Source organism: Butyrivibrio sp. AE2032 (assembly GCF_000702965.1).
Window position 1 is genome coordinate 133,519 of record NZ_JNLF01000002.1, and the last position, 21,124, is coordinate 154,642.

18 protein-coding genes are annotated in these 21,124 nt (G+C 39.6%); 9 read left to right on the forward strand and 9 right to left on the reverse strand.

Annotation, left to right across the window (positions count from 1 at the left end):
- Positions 1 to 48: 48 nt before the first annotated feature.
- From BO18_RS00580 to BO18_RS00620, 9 genes are all read right to left on the reverse strand, one after another.
- On the reverse strand, positions 49 to 1,587 hold the full coding sequence (locus tag BO18_RS00580) for a hypothetical protein (RefSeq protein WP_034442314.1): 1,539 nt from the start codon (positions 1,585 to 1,587) through the stop codon (positions 49 to 51).
- A gap of 166 nt (positions 1,588 to 1,753) precedes the next feature.
- Positions 1,754 to 3,295, reverse strand: coding sequence for a hypothetical protein (locus BO18_RS00585; protein ID WP_034442317.1), 1,542 nt, complete (start codon positions 3,293 to 3,295; stop codon positions 1,754 to 1,756).
- A gap of 149 nt (positions 3,296 to 3,444) precedes the next feature.
- The gene (locus BO18_RS00590; protein ID WP_034442320.1) at positions 3,445 to 5,343 is read right to left on the reverse strand and encodes a hypothetical protein; all 1,899 of its coding nucleotides are present in this window, start codon (positions 5,341 to 5,343) and stop codon (positions 3,445 to 3,447) included.
- Between the two features lie 119 nt (positions 5,344 to 5,462).
- On the reverse strand, positions 5,463 to 6,809 hold the full coding sequence (locus tag BO18_RS00595) for a hypothetical protein (protein ID WP_034442322.1): 1,347 nt from the start codon (positions 6,807 to 6,809) through the stop codon (positions 5,463 to 5,465).
- A 172-nt stretch (positions 6,810 to 6,981) separates the two neighbouring features.
- Positions 6,982 to 7,599 carry a hypothetical protein gene (locus tag BO18_RS00600; RefSeq protein WP_034442325.1) on the reverse strand — a complete coding sequence of 206 codons (618 nt, stop codon included), beginning with the start codon at positions 7,597 to 7,599 and terminating at the stop codon, positions 6,982 to 6,984.
- A 131-nt stretch (positions 7,600 to 7,730) separates the two neighbouring features.
- On the reverse strand, positions 7,731 to 8,558 hold the full coding sequence (locus tag BO18_RS00605; protein WP_051688382.1) for a class B sortase: 828 nt from the start codon (positions 8,556 to 8,558) through the stop codon (positions 7,731 to 7,733).
- A gap of 15 nt (positions 8,559 to 8,573) precedes the next feature.
- A complete protein-coding gene (locus BO18_RS00610; RefSeq protein ID WP_051688383.1) occupies positions 8,574 to 9,293 on the reverse strand; it encodes a CpsB/CapC family capsule biosynthesis tyrosine phosphatase in 720 nt (239 codons plus the stop codon).
- A gap of 5 nt (positions 9,294 to 9,298) precedes the next feature.
- Positions 9,299 to 10,072 (reverse strand): CpsD/CapB family tyrosine-protein kinase, encoded by a 774-nt coding sequence (locus BO18_RS00615; protein WP_185752299.1) that lies wholly within the window; start codon positions 10,070 to 10,072, stop codon positions 9,299 to 9,301.
- Positions 10,065 to 10,922 carry a YveK family protein gene (locus BO18_RS00620; RefSeq protein WP_034442328.1) on the reverse strand — a complete coding sequence of 286 codons (858 nt, stop codon included), beginning with the start codon at positions 10,920 to 10,922 and terminating at the stop codon, positions 10,065 to 10,067. The genes BO18_RS00615 and BO18_RS00620 overlap by 8 nt, the downstream gene beginning before the upstream one ends.
- Before the next feature lie 377 nt (positions 10,923 to 11,299).
- Here BO18_RS00620 and loaP point away from each other — a divergent pair, with 377 nt between their 5' ends.
- From loaP to BO18_RS00670, 9 genes are all read left to right on the forward strand, one after another.
- Complete coding sequence (gene loaP / locus BO18_RS00630) at positions 11,300 to 11,812, forward strand: antiterminator LoaP (RefSeq protein WP_034442334.1); 513 nt, start codon at positions 11,300 to 11,302, stop codon at positions 11,810 to 11,812.
- 18 nt (positions 11,813 to 11,830) lie between these two features.
- A complete protein-coding gene (locus tag BO18_RS00635; protein WP_185752300.1) occupies positions 11,831 to 13,762 on the forward strand; it encodes a polysaccharide biosynthesis protein in 1,932 nt (643 codons plus the stop codon).
- A 773-nt stretch (positions 13,763 to 14,535) separates the two neighbouring features.
- A complete protein-coding gene (locus BO18_RS36420) occupies positions 14,536 to 15,876 on the forward strand; it encodes a DegT/DnrJ/EryC1/StrS family aminotransferase (protein ID WP_242856501.1) in 1,341 nt (446 codons plus the stop codon).
- Between the two features lie 2 nt (positions 15,877 to 15,878).
- Positions 15,879 to 16,238, forward strand: coding sequence for a VOC family protein (locus BO18_RS00645; protein ID WP_051688385.1), 360 nt, complete (start codon positions 15,879 to 15,881; stop codon positions 16,236 to 16,238).
- 26 nt (positions 16,239 to 16,264) lie between these two features.
- Positions 16,265 to 17,110, forward strand: a complete 846-nt coding sequence (locus BO18_RS00650; protein WP_081860854.1) for a sugar transferase — start codon at positions 16,265 to 16,267, stop codon at positions 17,108 to 17,110.
- Positions 17,107 to 17,994, forward strand: coding sequence for an NAD-dependent epimerase/dehydratase family protein (locus tag BO18_RS00655; RefSeq protein ID WP_034442339.1), 888 nt, complete (start codon positions 17,107 to 17,109; stop codon positions 17,992 to 17,994). Before BO18_RS00650 ends, BO18_RS00655 begins: the two co-directional genes overlap by 4 nt.
- Positions 17,994 to 19,217 (forward strand): glycosyltransferase family 4 protein, encoded by a 1,224-nt coding sequence (locus BO18_RS00660; RefSeq protein ID WP_242856496.1) that lies wholly within the window; start codon positions 17,994 to 17,996, stop codon positions 19,215 to 19,217. Before BO18_RS00655 ends, BO18_RS00660 begins: the two co-directional genes overlap by 1 nt.
- 13 nt (positions 19,218 to 19,230) lie before the next feature.
- Positions 19,231 to 20,034, forward strand: coding sequence for a glycosyltransferase family 2 protein (locus BO18_RS00665; RefSeq protein WP_034442345.1), 804 nt, complete (start codon positions 19,231 to 19,233; stop codon positions 20,032 to 20,034).
- A gap of 12 nt (positions 20,035 to 20,046) precedes the next feature.
- Positions 20,047 to 21,096, forward strand: a complete 1,050-nt coding sequence (locus BO18_RS00670) for a glycosyltransferase family 4 protein (RefSeq protein ID WP_034442347.1) — start codon at positions 20,047 to 20,049, stop codon at positions 21,094 to 21,096.
- The last annotated feature ends 28 nt before the right edge of the window (positions 21,097 to 21,124 follow it).

Here is a 21,124-nt window from a genome sequence, read left to right on the forward strand (position 1 = left end):
GGAAAAGTCCGGATTATAAGTGTTTAAAAGCTCTGACAGGGCTCCTGATCAAGGCTCCCACTCGTCTTTGCCGTTAGGGTCAATACAAGCTCCGGTCGAATCAAAGTCATAGTATCTGCCGTTGATATATTCGTTATAGGTATCGTGGAGCATCATGTTGTTATCGTCGAAGTAATACCATACTCCGCCTGTGTAGAGCCATTTATTACGGTAGAAGGCACCGTTCTTACCGGCATAACACCAGTCATTGTCGCTAGTCTCAAAATATACAGTATCGTAATTGATCCAGCCGGTTACCATCTCGCCGTTACGGTTGAAGGCATATCTGTTGCCGTCATCAAAGAAGGATACCCTGTATTTTTGATTTTTAAAGGCTTGGAGCATATCCCCGTTTTCCTCGTTAAAGAAATACCATTTGCCATCGATCTGCTTCCAGCCCTTGCACATCTTGCCGTTATCGTCAAAATAATGCCAGGAGTATTCGTGGTAGATGTTATATTCAGAGTCATAATGTGTGTATTCCCAGACTTTGAGCCATCCTGTCGGCTTGGCGACACCGGAGTTAGGGTTCTTGCATGCGCCGCTACTATCAAAAGAGTAGTATTTGCCGTCGATAAGCACATTATCTATACCTGCCAGCATCCAGCCGTAATCATTGAAGAAATACCATTTGCCGTTAAGCTGTAGCCAGTCGTTGGAGATGCATTTGCCGTTCGAACGGGCATAGTACCAGAATTTGGTGTTTTTATCCTGGATCCAGCCTGTCTGCATCTCGCCCTTTTCATTAAAGGCATAGATCTCCATATAACTATTTCCGTCTTTATCTTCCATTTCAAAGCCTCTGATCATATCAGTTATATGCTCAGGCCTGAAATAATGCCATTTCCCGTCGATCTGCTTCCAGCCTCTGACCCTGGTACCGTCTGATCCGAAATAGTAAGTATAGGATCTCTCACTGGATTCATGCCACTCAAGCCAGTTGTCGTGATAGTACAATCCGTTGCCGTCAAAGCAGTAATAATCTCCTTTATTACGGTCGTAGAGCCATCCATAATGCATCAGCGCGAATTTATCGATGTCTTCATAATCAGATGAATAGTAATAGTTGCCGGTCTGAGTATCATATTTCTCTGATTCAAAGTCGAAGTAATACCATTTGCCGCCGACCTGTTTCCAGCCCGTATATGCCTTACCGTTGTTTCCTACATAACGCCATAATCTCTTGTTGGCATATTCCTTATATTGGGGAGTATCTTTAAGCTCGATCTTGTCCTCGTAGCCGTATGGACCGCAGTCGATCCATTTATTTGTATCCATGGCACCGCTCTTGCTGAAGTGATAGAGGCTGCCGTCGATAAATAACCAGTCATCTGTTATTGCGTATCCGTCTGAATTAAAGTAGTACCATTTTCCGCCGACTTCCAGCCAGTCACTCGCTACATAAGTCGAGCCGGAGGTGTAATAACGCCATCCTTCGGAATCACTGCCTGACCATCCGGGTGTGTTATCCGCAAAAACTGCTGCAGATATACATGTCATAATCATTCCGGCTGACATAACGCAGACTATAGTCTTTCGAATATCCATAAGAAACAGTCCTCCTTTAATTTAATAATAAAATAATAGCATTACTGGTGAATTGTTTGAGCCTTAAGCCTAAAAATATTTTGAATATTTGCTTCAGCAGGGAAGTAGGGAATAAAACGGGACCGGTTCATTACCGGTCCCGCGATAGACATTGTTAACTATGGTCTCAGCTTGCTATCGGATAATCTCTTCCTTCAGGATTGATGCAGGCACCATTCTGATCAAAGTCATAGTATTTTCCGTCGATCAGCACATTGTAAACATCAGACACCATATAGGCATATTTATCAAAGTAATACCATACTCCGGAAGAATATAACCATTTTTCCTGATAGCAGACACCGTTGGATTTGGAATAAACCCAGCGGCCGGGATCAAATCTGTTAACCAAGCTCCATCCGGTCTGCATTTCACCATTTTTATTAAAACAGTAGTACTTGCCGTCTATATAGATCTTGTCGTTTTTTAATGTGCCGTGAGCAGCTGCCATCTTACCGTTATCCTTAGAAAAGTAATACCATTTTCCACTAATCTGCTTCCAGCCAGTTACCTTATTTCCTGATAAAAAGTAGTACCAGAAATAAATCTGATTGATTGAATATGTATTTTTATCTTCATTATAACTAATTTCAGTTTGATCCCAGGCTTTAAACCAGCCGTTAAGTTTATTTGGGCTTATTCCAGAAGGATTCTTGCATACTCCGTTCTTATCGAAGGAGTAGTATTTTCCGTTGATCTCAACATTCTCGCAATCAGCTAACATCCAGCAGCTGTTATTGTCAAAGTAATACCATTTACCATTGTCATACAGCCATTCATTTTTTAACAGGAGACCGTTTGATCCGGCATAGTACCATAGACTGAACTTGTCATTCTGGCACCAGCCTGTCTGCATCACACCGTCTTTGTCAAAGAAATACCTTTCAGCAACATATTCACCATTGCCGTTCTTATATTCAACCAAACGTGCACCTGTAAATATCTCCGGTCCGCAAAAGTACCATTTGCCGTCTATCTTGTTCCACCCATCATATTCTTTACCATCGTTTCCGAAGTAATAGCGGTCTCTGTGATACATACCATCGCCATCGTATGAATCGTATTCAATAAAACAGTCGTGGCAATATTGACCGTTATTGTCAAAATAATAAACATCTCCGGTCACATTGTCATAAAGGAACTGATAATGCATATAGCCGTAGTGATTGATATCGCCGTAATATGAGATATATTGATATTCTCCGTCTTCCTTCGAGGAATACTGATAATCAAAGTAGTAGTATTTGCCGCCGATGGTCTTCCAGCCTGTATATGCAGCGCCGTTACTTCCTACATAACGCCATTTCCTCTTGTTCGAAAACTGTTTGTATTGAATAGTATCTTCAAAACCTGTCGGCCCATTTAAAACATACGGACCGCAGTCAATCCATTTGTTGGTTTCCATGGCTCCGCTGTTATTAAAATGATAAAGCTTGCCGTCAATGAACCTCCAATCATTGATTACCGCAAATCCGTCTTCGTCAAAGTAATACCATTTGCCGGCATCCTCCTGCCAGGCATTCTTTACATAATCCGAAGCTGAAGTGTAGTAACGCCAGCCGCTTTCAACTTGCTGCCAGCCTGTGGAATCAGCCATCGCCGTTGCGGGAATGAACGACAGCATGAAACCGGCGGTGAGGGCAGAGGCTATGAATTTCTTAATGCTCATAAGATCGAACCTCCATAAAGAATAGTTATCTTGATGATAGCACATCTAAAAAATATTTTAAGAACAAGTGAAAACATGCCCGTACGGAAAGAAGCGGGACCGGCATAGCCGATCCCGCGAAACAACAGATTAAAAGCAAGAGAGGATTATTACTGCTCAGCGTCCTTGATCCAGCGGCCTTCTGAGTCAAAGTAGTAATCATTATTACCGATACTGTACCAGCCGTCACTTAACATTAATCCGCTCTTATTAAAGTAATACCAATAACCATTATAAGATAACCATTTCTGCTTATACTGTACTCCGTCTGAATCATAGTAGTACCAACTGGTATTACCGTAGTCATAAAACCAGCCCCTGCGGACAGAGGAGGAGGAAGGATTGAGGCAGACTCCGGAAGAATCAAAGTCATAAAGCTTGCCGTCTATCTCATAATCTTTGACATTTATGAGCATCGTGCCAAAGAGTCCTGAGTCTTCAGCAGAGAAGTAATACCATTTGCCGCCTTTATTCAGCCATTTACCATGATATATGACTCCGTCGGAACCGGCATAATACCACCAATAACCATCTCTCTGATACCAGCCTGTTACCATCTCCCCGGATGGTTTGAAGTAATAGTATTTGCCGTCGATCTCAAGGGGGCCGTAATCATACATAGTTCCGTAATCAGGACTGAAATAATACCATTTATTGTTTATATTCTGCCAGCCCGTTACATATCTGCCGTCTGAACCCAGGTAGACCCATTCTGTTCCTGAGGAATAATCAAGTTTGAACCAGCCTCTTAATGTCTCCATCGAATCGTGGTTAGTGCACTTGCCGTCCTTATCAAAGGAATAGAATCTGCGGTCTATTTCAAAATACTTACGGTCCGTGACCATGATTCCGGATTCATTAAAGTAATACCAGGAACCGTTGCTCTTGAGCCATTTGTTCTTGTAGGTGACACCGTCATCACCGGCATAGTACCAAACTGTTTCGCCAGAAGATTTTTCTTCCTGGAACCAGCCTTTATTCTTGCCCTTGTCATGATCGGTGCAGACTCCGTCAGTATCGAAGTTATATTCGACACCGTCGATTACATAACCTGTCTTATTGGCAATGGATTCGCCCCAGAAATTAAAGTAATACCATTTTCCACCTGAATAAAGCCATTCGTTGCTATAGCAAAGACCATCGGATTTGCAATAATACCAATGTCCCGAATAACTGTTCCATCCGTTATTTAACATATCTCCGTCTTGGGAGAACAGATATACTTCATATTTTGAACCGGTATTAAAAATACGCAATCCGGTACACATCTGACCTAAACTGGAGAAGTTTTCATTAAGGTAATACCATTTACCGTTGATCTTCTGCCATCCTGTCAGTGCGCGTCCTGTGGAATCGAGGTAATACCAATTAATGCCATCTTCCTCGGTTAAACCCTGTTGCCAGCCGTTTTTCAGCATCCTGCCGCTGGTGTCAAAGATGTAAACGTTCTCCTGACGGGTGACACGATCATAGTAATCGAGTACTCCATAGTGGATAAAGCCGAGTCCGCCTTCAGGATCGTCTTTGTCGATGTCTGATCTACCATCTTCAAAGAAATACCAGTCGTTGCCAACTTTATTCCAACCGGTATAAGCGGCACCGTCGGATCCTACATAGCGCCAGTTCTTTAAGTTTCTGAATTCATCAAGAACTTCATCAAATTTGGCGTAACGTGTGGCTAATTCTTCAAGTGCCTCGGATATCTTATAGTCGCCGCAGCTGATCCACTTGTTTTTGTCCATTGCTCCGCTCTTGCCGAAGTGATAGAGCTTGCCGTCAACAAAAGCCCATGTATCAAGTAAAGCATAGCCGTCTTCACCGAAGTAATACCACTTGCCGCCGATCTGTTTCCATGCATTCTTTACATATGAGCCGTCGGAAGTACAGTATTGCCAGCCGGATGCATCGCTGCCTTGCCAGCCTGCGGTTGCGGCCATGGCAGTGGAGGGGATAAAGGATAAGAGCATACCGCAAGTCATGGCGACTGCCAGGATCTTCTTAAGTCTCATAAGAAATACCTCCGTTCAGGTAAGTACGTAATAAAAGAATTTTGAATATTTAGATTATACATAAAAAGAGAGGCGGGATAACCCGCCTCTCAAAAATCATATGATAATGAATCAATTTATTATCCACTAACCGGTCTGCCGCTGTCAGGATTCTTGCAGACGCCGTTCTCATCAAAGTCGTAGCAAACACCCTTGATTATGTAATCGTCAACACCGGTGACCATTTGACCAAAATCATCCACATAGTACCAGCTTCCGCCGCTCTGGATCCATTTGCTCTTTAAGATAACACCGCTGGAGTTAGCATAATACCAGACGTTTGTATCTACAGAATAAATCCAGCCAGTCTTCATGACGCCGTCTTTGTCGAAGAAGTATTCTTTGCCGCCGATCTCCTGTATTCCTGTGTAAAGATAACCGATATCGGGTTCAAAATAATACCACTTGCCGCTTATCTGTTTCCAGCCTGTATACAGATTATAGTTCTTGTCAAAGTAGAACCAGTAATCTTCGCCGGAGAAAGACTTTTTAACCCAGCCTATCGTCTGTTTGCCGTCAGGGTTTAAGCACTTGCCGTTCTTGTCAAATGAATATACCTTTCCGCCGATCGGATAGAAATCATCATCGAAAACCATAATTCCCTGATAGTCGAAGTAATACCATGTACCGCCGTCTTTAAGCCACTTGTCGCAGTAAGGCTTACCGTCAGAACCTACATAAGACCAGGTTTCCATGTAAGTTTTATTAGGGTTCTTATACCAACCTGAGATCTTCTTGCCGCTGGGGTTCGTGCACTTGCCTGATTCATCGAAGGTATATTCCTTACCGTCGATATAATATCTGCCGTCAGGATGATCATCGTTCTTCGCTATCATTCCAAAACCATTCTGTGCGAAATAATACCAGGAACCCTTGTAGTTCAGCCATTTATTGGAGTAAAGTGCTCCGTCGGAACCTGCATATACCCAAAGATTGTAAATATCTCCGAATTCGCCAAAGATCCATCCTGTCTTCAGTTGTCCGTTATCTTTGAAGAGATATGTCTTGCCGTCGATCTCTCCGGAGCCCATATACATCCTGCCTGTACGGCTGTCAAAGTAATACCATTTGCCACCGATCTGCTTCCAGCCTTTGACCTTGGCACCGTTTGACCCGAAGTATACCCATTCGTTGTCGGAGTAGCTGTACCACTTGTTCTGTACCATGGCTCCGTTCTTGGCAAAAAGATAGGTGTCATTGCCGATATCATATTCCATATCTGCGATCATGTCGCCCATCTGGCTGAAGTAATACCATTTGCCGCCGTCGTTTACCCAATCGCCCTGTACCAATTCGCCGTCGGCTAAGCGGTAATACCATGTGTCACCGACCTGTTCCCAACCTCCGTCGGCCATGACGGCAGCAGGGAAGAAGGACATGATGAATCCGCCGGTAAGAGCGGCAGCAAGGATCTTATTGATACCCATATGAAAAACCTCCCCAAAAAGAAATGACTAATAGATTTTAGCACAAACTAACAGATAACTGTCTATAAACGTCGTAAGCGCTCAATAATAGTGTGGGGAGTAAAGGAGCAAAAGAAATGGGGTGTCCTCATCGGACACCCCACAAGACTGAAATAACTTTTTGGCCAAAAAATTACATCACTTCTTTTACAGTCTTCTGCTTGCTTGCTGTGCTGAAGAAGAAAACTGCTCCGGCAGCAAGTGCAATAGCGGAAACGATGTAAACAATGCCATCATAACCAGTCTGAGCTGAGGATGAACCGCCACCCTGATTTCCACCCTTAACAGGCTTGATAAGGAAAGCTACGTTACAAAGGTGCTCGAATGTTACGACTGCCTTGCCATTCTCGATCTTGAAATCAGCACTGTCCCAACCGCCGTTAGCTTCGTTCCAATAAAGAACACCAACAACGTTGTTTGCGCCATCAAAAGCGAAAGTAACAGTCAAAGGATATCCTGCATATGTGTCAGAAACATCGTCACCTGTAACAGTATCCTTGATCCAAACATCTGCTACTTCAACAGAAGCGATCTCTGCATCCTTTACTGCAGCCTTAGCAGCAGCTTCAAGAGTCTTCTCCTGATCAGATGTAAGAGTTGTCTGCTCAACAACTACTTCGATACCGTCAGCCTCAGTTGTACCTGTGATGTTCTTTCCGGATGTAGGGCTCGGAAGTCCATCAGCGAATGCTGTTGCTCCCATAGTAAAAACCAAAGCAAGAGCAGCAACTGTACTTAAAAGCTTTTTCACTTACAAATCTCCTCCTTTCTTCAAGAATATAATGATTCTATAATAACAATGAAAAAAATACAAATTTTTTAAGATTTGTAACAGCTTTGTAAACAAAAGAACTGACTTAAAATTTAGCAGATTGCACAAAATCAGCACTGTTCTGAGCTGTCATAGACCAGTTTACCGAGTACAATATATCGGTTTGAGTTGTTTCCGATTAGGCAGGTTGACAAAATCACTACTTTATCTCCGAAGACCGGAGCATACTCTTCGTGGAACCTTGCTTCCATACTGTGCGTAGACATAATATCATCAAAAAACTTAGTATAGACTTCTTCATTGCTGAAGTCATTATAAACCAGAATGTGATATCTGCTGTAGGGTACAGCTGCAAACACCTGATACTTGAGCATCCTGTCAGGAAGATAGATCTTTATAACAGGCTCACCGTCCCAGAATTCATCCGTTGTACAGTAATTTTGAAGATTGCCGAACATTGCGCCTGACTGCATGTGGTGGCCGTAAAGGATTGTAACAGGGTCATTGAAATCCCTGGAATTGTACACATGCTCTGAGAAGATAGCACCGGCGGAAGAATATTCTTCGTCGCTGTTATGTGTCAGATAGAATTTGTCATTATTAGGAGCCTGTACTACCGGATAGTTGATATTTGTGTCTTTGATAATTATCCAGGCATAGATATCTTCGTTGAAACCCTGAAGAGCATCAAAATCTACAGGGCAGTGGTATTCTGCCTGATATGGTTCGGTCTCAATGGATGAATAGGTAGGTATGACTGCCTGGCTTTCGTCAGGAGCTGTGTATGCTGTTTCTTCAGTTGTCTCGCTCGATGTGGACATTGTCTCAGTCTTAACTGCTTTAGGCTGATAAAGGATCATAGCAAGTCTTACAATACAGGCGACCGCGCCCAATGCAAAAACGCATCCTATAATCGTTAATACTGTCTTTTTCTTCATTATTTTATCCTTCTGTTAAAAGAAATCATCAGTTCTGAACTGGTCAAGTATATCATACTGTCTTTGTTCAAGTTCGGTAATAAAGCGGTCACCCAAAGAACGGGAGATTACCTCCAAAGCCGGACCAAGATTGACGGGACGGTGCCCCATGTTGTGAGCGTCTGAACCTAAGAAGGTGATAACGCCTTTTTTCAGCATCTTAAGACCTTTTCTGGAGAACCCCTGTTCAAGGAAGAACTCGGCGTTGCTTTGGAAAAAAATATTGAGCTTCAGGAATTCTTTTAGAAGTCCACGGGGCTGATCCAGGTATCTTTCAATGTGTGCAGCAACAGGCATAAGTCCTGTTGTTGCTGCGATTACACCGACTTCATCTATCATTCGGGATGTCCAGGTTCGGAACGGCATCTCTAAAAGGAGTAAGTCAGTTCCCTCAAGGCAGAGCTCTGAAAGTCCGTCAAAGCGGCTGATCCCGTCAAAAAATCGAACTTCGGCACCTAATCTGATATCTGGAATGGGAATTTCCTTTAATGCCATCTCTTCACGGAGCATCTCAAATGCAGTATCACGCCTGGATAAGAATCTTTCAGGTGTGTTGTGGTCAGCATAAAAGTGCGGAGTAGCACAAATAGTGGATATTCCCTGAGCCTTCCAGCAATCTAACATTGCCATAGATGTGGCTACGCTGTCAGAACCGTCATCTATACCTGGAAGAAAATGGGAGTGAAAGTCGATCATAAGAGTTAACTCTTCTTATAATAATAGTCTTTCTTCTTATAATAACCTTTTTTATAATACTTCCTGCTGTCATCATCAGCACCGTTGTAAACAAAGCCCAAAACATGAGCATCAACGAGCTTTAACTGTCTCATTGTCTCTGCAAGAGCTCCGCGGTTCGTATGGTTGTTACGTACAACGATAATGGTGCCGTCTGTCTTGCTTGATGTAATAAGCGCATCTGTAACGACTGTGACAGGGGGCTGGTCGATAAAGATATAGTCGTAGTTCTTGCGGAGAATTGCAAGGAGCGATTCAAGTCTGGAAGAACCCAACAACTCGGAAGGGTTAGGGGGGATGGTACCTGCCACGATAACGTCTACGGTTACCGGATTAGCCGCATCCTTACCTGTTGTAAAATGCTGAATAGCATCGTTTATAGAGTTAAGACCTACTAAAAGATTTGAAAGACCAGGAGCAGTCTTGAGCTTAAGACGACCTGCCAAAGTAGGCAAACGCATATCACCCTCTATAAGAATAACCTTCTTATGAGATTCTGCGAATGTATAAGCAAGGTTTAAAAGTGTCATGCTTTTACCTTCGCCCGGAACAGAAGAAGTAACACCGATTACCTTACCATCTTCAGAAGTATCTTCAGAGAAAGAGAACATGATATTCGTTCTTAAGAGCTTATATGCTTCTGCCGCAGCAAAACTGAGGCGGGGTCCTATCATATAGCGGCGCTCGTTCTTAAGGTTCTCTTCAGCCTTTATAGCTTTCTTTGTCTTTTTATCAGCCATTCTTCTCACCATCCGTTTCTTTCTTAGGCTCGATCACGAACGGGCTGTTAGGCTCGCCAGACTGAGCTGATGTGCCAGAAGAGCTCTTAGCAGCATTTGTGTTGCCCCTCTTGGCATAAGAACTGTAATATCCGTATCCGTCAGTGCTTGAATTGATAAGGTCTGGAACAACCGTAAGGAGCGGGATAGTAGGATATGTCTTTGTAATATAGTCTTCGGAGTGGATGACATCATCACGGAGATAACCGATAACAATGATTGCAGCTGCAATAACAAAGCCTAAAAGTGCTCCGATTGCTGTGTTTTTGGTGTAACTCGGGGAAGAACGGTGAGATGCAACAACGGCGTAGTCAACGATCTTGGCATCGCTTCCGTTAACTATCTCAGTAATCTTTTTGGGAAGGACCTCAGCATAGAGGTTGGCGAGCATCTCGGCTTCTTGAGGGTCAGAAGATGTAACTGTAATGCTGAACACCTCGGTATTATTAACGGCTCCTGCGGAGACCATAGACTTCATCTTATCATATGAGTAATTTACGCCTGATAGTCTTATAACTTCATTAATAACCGATCTTGATTCAAGGATAACTGTATAGGTTGCTACAAGTGATTTAGCAGCGGTCAGGTCTGCATTTGAGATTGAGAAACTTGTATTACCGACTGATATATCGGAGTTGTTAACGTAGAGCATGGCGCTTGACTTGTATTGAGGTGTTATGAGGAAAAAAGAATAGCCGAATGCTATAACACCGCCTATAACTGTCAAAATGGCAACAAGCCATATTTTCTTAATAAATAGACCGAGCAGTTCAAATAAATCAATGACGGTCTCACCGTTATTGTCGTTCATTGACAATTCTCCTTAGAAATAGTGTATCTATATAGATGAGATACCAAACGGTATCTTACTTATAATTAAACAAACTTGATAATACAAAACATGTTTTGTTTTGTCCATAAGTGGATTTTGGCTATAATGCCAAAGAAATCTTTATATATATACATATTATTAAACATTTGCCCTGATTTTTTGCTTGTATTCCAAATCGCGTTAAATATAATAGTCTTTTGATATAATATATCGCTGATAAGAAGGTTCACATGATCAATCGTCGCCTTGAGTTTGCGCGTTGTGAACGTAGCCGGACATATAAGATCGTAAGGATTCTCTGATGCCGGGATATGCGGTATTAGAGAATTATGCCTGTATAGAAAGGAAACCTGTCTATGTGGTATGTAATCTGGACGGCAACAGGATCAGAGAGAAAGCTCAATACCTGGATAGCCGATTATATGAAACACAGCCTTTATGAAGATTGTTTTGTGCCCATGGTTGACCAAAACAGAAAGGTAAAAGGCAAGTGGAAGACGATAAGGAAACCGTTATTCCCAGGTTATATGTTCGTAAAGACTGATGAGAGCAGGATAGGGGAATTTGCAGACAGACTTAAAAGATCAGGGGTGTTTACTGCTATTCTTTCTACAGATGTTGGCTTTACTCCAGTCAACGCGAAGGAAACATACCTTATTGACAGTGCTTATAACAATGAAGGCATCCTTGGTACTTCTATCGGAATGATTGAAGGAGATACGATTAAGATACTGTCTGGTCCTCTTATGGGGCTTGAAGGTGCAATAAAAATGATCAACAGGCATAAAAGAACAGCAACGATCGAACTTAATATGTTCGGAAGAATTTCAAGAGTTAATATCGGGTTGGAGATAATATCAAAAACTTAAGAAATAATGGGCAATTTCATGGAAAAACAAGAACAGCAAAAAAAACTAGGAAAAAACATTAAGAAGGAAGAATCCGGAGCTGGTTTTACTAATAAGAAGTGGGTCAGAAATGCTCTGATCGTTATGTTGGCAGATATCATCTGCCTATATTTTGTGTTTTTCCTTGCTCTGCTATTGAGATTTGACTTTTCGTTTGGAAGTATCCCTTCAAGATACTTTAATTCATATCTCTATTTGATGCCTTTATGGTGCGTGTTCTGTGTCGTAGTTTTCTATGTGGCACGTCTTTATCACAGCATCTGGAGTTTTGTAAGTATTGATGAAGGTTTATTTGTTCTCAGATCTTATTGCCTTATTGCTCCTTTGATGGTTGCGTCATCGCTTATATTGAACCTAAGGATGCCAATTTCCTTTTATGTTATCGGTATTGTTGGCTCTGCGGTCGGACATATTGCTATCAGATTCTCATACAGACTCTTAAGAAGGTTCGCCAATGCCGTAAGTCCTGAAGTTAAAGAAAAGAACTCTCATGTTGAGAATGCCATGATAATCGGCGGCGGTGATGCTGGTTCTGTACTTATTAAAGAGTTAAAGCAATCTACACACACACATCTTATTCCTGTATGCGTTATCGATGACGATGTCAATAAAATAGGTAGATCACTTTACGGTGTTCCGGTAGTAGGCGGAAGAAATGACATTATAACTAAAGCTGCCGAATATGATATTGATACGATCATTTATGCTATACCGACAGCATCGGGGTATGACCGTAAAGAAACACTAAATATAGCAAAAGAAACTGGATGCAAACTAAGAACAATCCCCGGTATCTATCAGCTTGCCAATGGTGAAGTAAGCATGTCCAGAGTGCGTAACGTTGAACTGACCGACCTTCTGGGCAGAGATCCGATTACCGTTGATAATGAAGAAGTATTTAACATGCTGTCAGGGAAGACAATTTTAGTAACTGGTGGCGGTGGTTCTATCGGTTCTGAGCTCTGCCGTCAGATAGCCAGCCACAATCCAAAGCAACTTATTATATTTGATATTTATGAGAATAATGCATATGAGATACAGCAGGAACTCTTAAGGAAATACAAGGATACCCTCAACTTGGTCACTCTTATCGGTTCCGTACGAAACACACACAGGATTACGTCCGTTATGAAGACTTATAAGCCGGATGTCGTTTTCCATGCCGCTGCTCATAAGCATGTTCCTCTTATGGAAGAAAGCCCTAACGAGGCAATAAAGAATAACGTTATGGGTACCTATAAGACTGCTAAAGCAGCTGCTGAAGCTGGTGTTAAGAAGTTTGTGCTTATTTCAACAGATAAGGCAGTTAATCCTACTAATATAATGGGTGCAACTAAGAGAATATGCGAGATGATAATCCAGATGATGGATAGAGAGACTCCAAATACTTCTTTTGTTGCTGTCAGATTTGGCAATGTATTGGGTTCGAATGGTTCGGTAATCCCACTCTTCAAAAAGCAAATTGCAGAAGGTGGCCCTGTTACTGTTACACATAAAGACATTAACCGTTTCTTTATGACTATACCGGAAGCTGTTTCGCTTGTTCTTCAAGCTTCATATTATGCCAATGGCGGAGAGATCTTTGTTCTTGATATGGGAGAACCTGTAAAGATCGATGATATGGCAAGGAACCTTATTAAACTTTCAGGATTGAGACCTGATGTTGATATCAAGATAGAATACACGGGTCTACGTCCAGGTGAGAAACTCTACGAAGAAAAGTTAATGGCTGAAGAAGGCATGCAGACTACTGCTAATAAGTTGATCTTCATTGGCAAACCTATTGAGATGGACGATGAGTGGTTCAAAAAGAAACTTGCAGAACTTGACCGTGATAGTAAAGAAGACGATGTGAACATTAAGAAGTATGTTCAGGAAATCGTTCCTACCTATAAGGTTGGAAATTATTGATAATGGATAAGATAAAGCGTTTTTTTAAATACGATTTTATAATATTCCTCTTAGATATTTTTGCTGTTAATGCATCGTATTTCCTTGCGCTTATACTTAGATTCTCCATTAACAACCGGCTTGATCCTCTTATTGACAAGTATTTATATACGGTCATCTATTTTGCTCCTATCTATACAATTATCTGTATTGTTGTCTTTGCATTATTCAAACTGTATGGGGGAATGTGGAGATATGCAGGTATCGGAGATGTAAACAGGATACTATTTGCCAATGCAATTACTATTGCAATTCACGTAATTGCTACATTGCTTTTCTACCAAAGAATGCCTGTAACTTATTATGTTATTGGTGCTGCTATCCAACTTGCTTCTGTTGCTTTTATTCGATTTGCTTATAGATTGGCAGTATTAGAAAAGCGACAGATAACAAAATCTAAAGCAATTAACGCTATGGTCATCGGTACTAAGGAGAATGGTTGCCAGACTATAAAGCTTCTTAATATAGGTGTTAGATACAGACCTGTTGCTGTTATTGGTGTTGATGACAATGATGCTGGTAAACTGATTGATGGTATACCAGTGTATGGTCGAAGTGAATTTGAGAGAGTAATTGCAAAGCATAGTATAAAAGCTGTTTTTCTTGCAGATTCGAGCATTGATAAAGAACACAGAAAGAAAATAATGAAATTCTGTAAGGAAAAGGGAATTGAATTTAGGGATTATACTGCATTCTTCAGCTATAAAGGCGATTACGATTCATTCAATGAATACATCTCTACTCAACGCAATCAAGATTTAGATGATAAAAAGAGTATTCCTTTCTCCCCCCCGGATATTAGTGATGCAGAGATAACGGAAGTTGTTGAAGCAATGAAAAGCGGTTGGATCACGACCGGACCTCGTGTAAAACTGTTGGAGCGACGTTTAGCTGCTTTTATTGAGACTGGCAAAAACACCTATGATACAGAAGGTGATGTTGACAGATGGAGCAACAGAGTAGTCTGTCTCAATTCGGCTACTTCTGCTGAAGAATTAAATCTTAAAATTCTGGGAATAGGTGAAGGGGATGAAGTAATAGTTCCTGCTTATACTTATACTGCAACAGCTTCAGCTGTTATTCATTGTGGAGCAACGGTGAAATTTATTGATGTTCAGAAGGATGGAGCTTCGGATACACATATGCCAGAGATGGACTATGATGCTCTTGAGAAAGCCTTAACTAGTAAGACAAAGGCAATCATTGCAGTAGATCTTGCAGGTGTTGTTTGTGATTACGATAAAATCTTTGATATAGTTGAGCGTAATAAATCTTTGTTTACACCCTTGGAGAGTGATGGAAAGCCTTTGGGCGTTCTTTCTTCGCGTATCCAAAAATCTATTGGAAGAATAATCGTGATTGCCGATTGTGCTCATAGTCTTGGCGCAAGCAGAATCTTCAGAGGCGAGAAGAAGTATTGTGGTGCTATTGCAGACTTTACATCATTCTCTTTCCATGCCGTTAAGAACTTTACGACAGCTGAAGGCGGAGCATCAACGTGGACTCCTATAGAAGGTGTCGATAATGCTGAGATATACAAGATGTATCAGTTATTGTCACTTCACGGTCAGAGCAAGGATGCTTTGGCGAAAACTAAAGCCGGTGCTTGGGAATATGATATTGTCGGACCTTGGTATAAGTGTAATATGACGGATATCATGGCTGCAATTGGATTAAGACAGCTTGACAGATACTCTGAACTGCTTGACAGAAGAGTAGAGATAATAAATAGATATGATGAGGTCTGTGATAGGTTAGGAATCAAGCATTTGGTTCACCATACTGAATATATGGATAGTTCAAACCATTTGTATATTATTAGGATACCAGATATTTCTATTGAGAAGCGTAATGAGCTTATTACCGCGTTAGCTGAGCAAGGTGTATCTACTAATGTTCACTATAAACCTTTGCCTATGATGACAGCTTATAAGAACTATGGTTGGGATATTAAGGCTTTTCCTAATACATATGATTACTATCATAATCTGATTACTTTGCCTTTGCATACTAAGTTATCAGATGAAGAAGTTTCTTATATTATTGAGAAACTGGAAAGTGTTGTAGCGAAGTAATTATGATTATTGGATTAGATCATATTGCAATTATAGTAAGCTCTGAAGCCACTGTTTGTTTTTATCAGAATTTGGGTTTTGTAGAAACCTATCGTAAAGTTAGAGATACAGATACCGTTGTTTTATTGAAACATAATGATTTTGATATCTTATTAGAGTTGTTTATTGATCCCAATCATCCTATTAGACAAACTGAACCAGAGGCCAATGGATTAAGGCATTTAGCTTTAAAAGTAGATAATATCGAGCGAACACTTACAGAAATAAGTTCAGCGACTGATCAAGTGTTATTTGATTGGCAAGGTTCTCGTTTTTGTTTCATTTATGATCCAGATGGACTGCCAGTTGAGTTACATGAATAATTCTTGGTTCGGAGTAAATTGACTAGATGAAAGTATTACTGGTTATTTTGATTATTCTTTGTACTATTGGATTAGTGCTAGGATTGATTGCAATCATTAAGAAGCCTTTTTCAATTTATAAAAACAAACCATCAGAAAAGAATCCTATGGAAGGCAAGATGGTAAAGTTTGTTTATGTTGATTCAGAGCCTCAAAATGCAGATGGTGTGCGTGGACATTTAGAAGCAATTGGGGAATCAAATCATAAAGCAGGAGCATATGAGAAAGTGTTTAAGAGACTCTTTGATATAGTCCTTTCTTTCTTTGGATTAGTCATATTATCACCGGTATTTCTGTTTTTATCACTTTGGATAGTGATTGATGATCCCGGTCCTGTTCTTTTTATTCAAAAGAGAATTGGTAAAGACAAACAGTTTTTTATGCTTCATAAGTTCAGATCTATGAAGATGTCTACGCCTCATGATAAGCCAACTCATATGTTGGAAAATCCGGAACAGTATATTACTAAATCAGGTAAGTTTATTCGATCACATAGTTTGGATGAGCTTCCTCAGATTTGGGATATTTTTATTGGAAATATGTCTGTTATAGGTCCCAGACCCGGACTATGGAATCAGGATCTGTTAACTGCTGAACGTGATAAGTATGGCGCCAATGATGTTAAACCTGGTTTGACTGGTTGGGCACAGATTAACGGGAGGGACGAACTTGAGATCCCCGTTAAGGCTGAACTTGATGGATATTATTGCAATCATTTAGGTTTGGGTATGGATTTGAAATGCTTCTTTGGATCACTTGGAGTTTTTAAAGGTGATAAGAGTGTAGTTGAGGGTGGTACCGGAGAAATGAAGCGACAGGAGCAAAATAAATGAAACGCGTTTTAATCACAGGTGCAAATTCTTATATTGGGACTAGTTTTGAGAAGTATTCTTCTGAACACTACGCGTCTGAATTGTCTGTTGATACTGTAGATATGATTGATGGTACATGGAAACAGAAAGATTTCTCTTCTTACGATATTGTTTATCATGTGGCGGGGCTTGCACATGCTGATGTTGGTAATGTTTCTGATGAAATAAAAGCCAAGTACTATGCTATAAACACAGATCTTGCTATTGAGACATGTAAAAAAGCAAAAAATGAAGGTGTAAAACAATTTGTTTTCATGTCTTCAGCTATTGTATATGGTGATTCTGCCCCATATGGAAAGACTAAGAGAATAACTAAGGATACAGAACCGGAACCTGCTAATTTTTATGGTGATAGTAAATGGCAGGCGGACAAGGGTGTTAGAGCATTGGCGGATGAAAATTATATTGTTACAGTCCTAAGACCGCCAATGATTTACGGTAAGGGAAGTAAAGGTAACTATCCTACATTAGCTAAAATGGCTAAAAAACTACCAGTGTTTCCTAATGTCCCTAATGAGCGCTCAATGCTTTACATTGAGAATTTATGTGAATTCTTATGTCAGGTTATGATTAGAGGAGAAGGCGGTATATTTTGGCCTCAGAATGCTGAATATACTATAACATCTGATATGGTAAAGATGATAGCTGATGCTTCTGGACATAAGATCCATGTTTCAAAAGGTTGGAATTGGGTTGTTGGATTAGCTAGGGTTATTCCTGGAAAACCAAGAGGCCTAGCAAATAAAGCTTTTGGAAATTTGTCTTATGAACAGAATATGAGTAGATACGGATTCACGTATAATGTTGTTGATCTTAAAGCATCAATCGAGAGGACTGAATGTTAATGAAACACATTCTCCTTGTTTCTCAGTATTTTTATCCTGAAACATTTCGTGTCAATGATATGGCTTGCGAGTGGGTTAAGAGGGGTTATAAAGTAACTGTACTTACTGGAATTCCGAATTATCCGATGGGGAAATTCTATGATGGTTATGATAAAAAACATAGAACAAGAGAGATATGGAACGGAGTGAATATTATAAGAATTCCGTTAATTGCTAGAGGTAATAGCAGTCATAAATTTATGAATGCTGTTGGCATGGCAGCTAATTATTTCAGCTTTGTTAAAAGCGGAAAGAAGTGGGTGAGAAGCAAGGAGGCAGCTGATCTTCATGCTGATATAGTATTTACTTTTGAAGTTAGCCCAATGACGCAAGCTATGATTGGAGTATGGTATGGCAAACGATATAATGTTCCAGTTTTTCTTTACGTCCAAGATTTATGGCCTGAGAATGTGGAAACTGTAACAGGAATCCATAACAAAGTTATAATTGGTCCAATTGATAAGATGGTTGATAAGATTTATCGAGAGACCGATACTATATTTACTACGAGTCCAAGTTTTGTAAATGCTATTGTGAATAGAAAAAAGCCAGTGGACAAGAGTAAGGTTCACTATTGGCCGCAGTATGCAGAAGATTTTTATAAACCAATGGAACCTCAAATCATTGTTGGTATCGATGATAATGATGGTTATTTTAAGATTGCATTTACTGGCAATATTGGAACCGCTCAAGGTCTTGATGTGCTACCCAAAGCAGCTAAACTGCTTAAGGATGAAAAGGTCAAGTTTGTTATTGTTGGTGACGGTCGATATCAGGTAGAGTTTGAACGTCAGATTGAGGTATTAGGTGTTGCAGAAATGTTTATAATGATTCCTCGTGTTCCAGCTGAACGGGTGCCGGAGATACTTAGTGTTTGTGATGCAGGCTTTATTAGTTTCAATAAAACACCTCTTTGGGAGAGCACAATTCCGGCAAAACTTCAATCATATATGGCTTGCGGAAAAGTTATTATTGCATCGGCATCAGGAGAAACTAAAAGGATAATAGAAGAAGCCAAATGTGGAATCTGTACTGAAATAGGTAATGAAAAGGCCCTTGCTAAAGGCATTAGAGAAATCATATCCTATAATAAAGCGGATATGGGGAAAAATGCTAGAATTTACTTTGAAGAACATTTTAATAAGAAGATATTGATGGATGAAATTGATAAATATTTTTTTTAAGGGGTGGTTTTGAATGACTCCTGATATTACGGTTATTATACTAACTAAGAATGAAGAAAAGAATATTGAGGCTGCGATTAGTTCTGCGAAACAGATTTCTAACCGCATTATAGTTATTGATAGTGGAAGTGAAGACAATACAACTTTTTTGGCTGAAAAAAATGGTGCTGAGGTGTTCTTCCATGAATGGTTGGGGCATGCAAAGCAGTTTAATTGGGCTTTGGATAATTGTGATATTAATACAACTTGGGTATTTAGATTAGATGCAGATGAAAGAATATCAAAAGAATTGGCACAAGAGATAAATATAAAGGTTAAAAATACTGAAGTTGTTGGTTTTGAAATGCGCTGGAGAGTTTACTTTATGAATAAGTGGATTAAACATGGAGGAACTCATAAACCTTATTTTCTTAGACTCTTTCGTTTTGGAAGAGGAAAAGTTGAAGAAAAGCTTATGGATGAGCATATTATTGTTGATGGCAAAGTTGAAAAACTTGAAGGTGACCTAATTCATTACGATTATAAAGGGATTGATGCATGGCTTTCAAAACATATATGGTATAGCAATCTTGAATTATCTATGTATAACAGTCAGATGAATATGACAGGGGGGAATGTTAAACAAAAAAGAAAAAGAAGTATATACTATAAACTTCCTCCTTTTTTCAGAGCCCGCCTCTACTTTTTTTTTAGATATTATATTCAAATGGGTTTTTTAGATGGAAGAGAAGGAAAGATTTTTTGTTTTATGCAGGCATACTGGTATCGTTATTTAGTAGATGCAAAAATTTTTGAGTATAATTTGCAGAATAAGTAAAAAGGACTATATATGGAGAAAGAGTTACTTTTGTTGTCTGCTTGTCCACCACCTGAGGGAGGCATAGCTACATGGACATTAGAATACTTGGATTATTGTTCAACGCATAATTATTCAGTTGATATGGTCAATATAGCAATGACAGGATCTAGAAGGGATAGTGGGGTTAATAACAATAGGAATTATATAGATGAGTTATTTCGAACAAGAAACATATTTAGGGAACTAAAATATTATTATAAAAATAACAACTATAAAATATGTCATATAAATTCATCTTGCTCGAGATTTGGAATTATTAGAGATTATATTTCTATACGAGTTGCTAAAAAGAGGAATTCTAAAGTTGCTTTTCACTGTCATTGCCATGTTCCAAACCAAGTTCATGATAGATTTCAATCATATTTTTTTAAAAAAATATGTAGGGATTCTGATGCAGTTATAGTTTTAAATAATAAATCCAAAGAGTTTGTCGCGCGATTTGCTCCTAAGCAATTATTTCTAATGCCCAATTTTATTGATATAGGACAACATTGTAATAAAAGATTAATAAGGCATGAAATTAAAAAGATACTATATGTTGGACATGTAATAAGGCAAAAGGGAATAGATATTATTATTGAAGTCGCACGACAATATCCAAATATTGATTTTATTTTGGTGGGTCCTATAGATAAGTACTATTCTTCTTTATCGATTCCTAATAATATTAGAATGCTTGGCGCTAAAAAACATGATGAGGTTGTAAAATATATGGTAGATTCAGATGTCTTTTTATTCCCAAGTTTTTCTGAAGGTTTTTCTATTTCTTTATTGGAAGCTATGTTTTATGGTTTACCAATTATTGCATCAGATGTTGGCGCTAATAAAGATATGATATCTGAAAAAGGTGGAATTATATTAGATAATAATGATTCTAAATGTGTTTCTTCTGCCTTGTCAACAATCTGTGATTCAAAGACTAGGGAAAACATGTCATCGTGGAATCATAATCGAGTTATTGAAATGTATTCAAAAAAAGTTGTTTTAGATTTGTTGTTTAGAATATACGATAACTTGTGAGTAATACTGAGTATTTGTATTTTTGCTC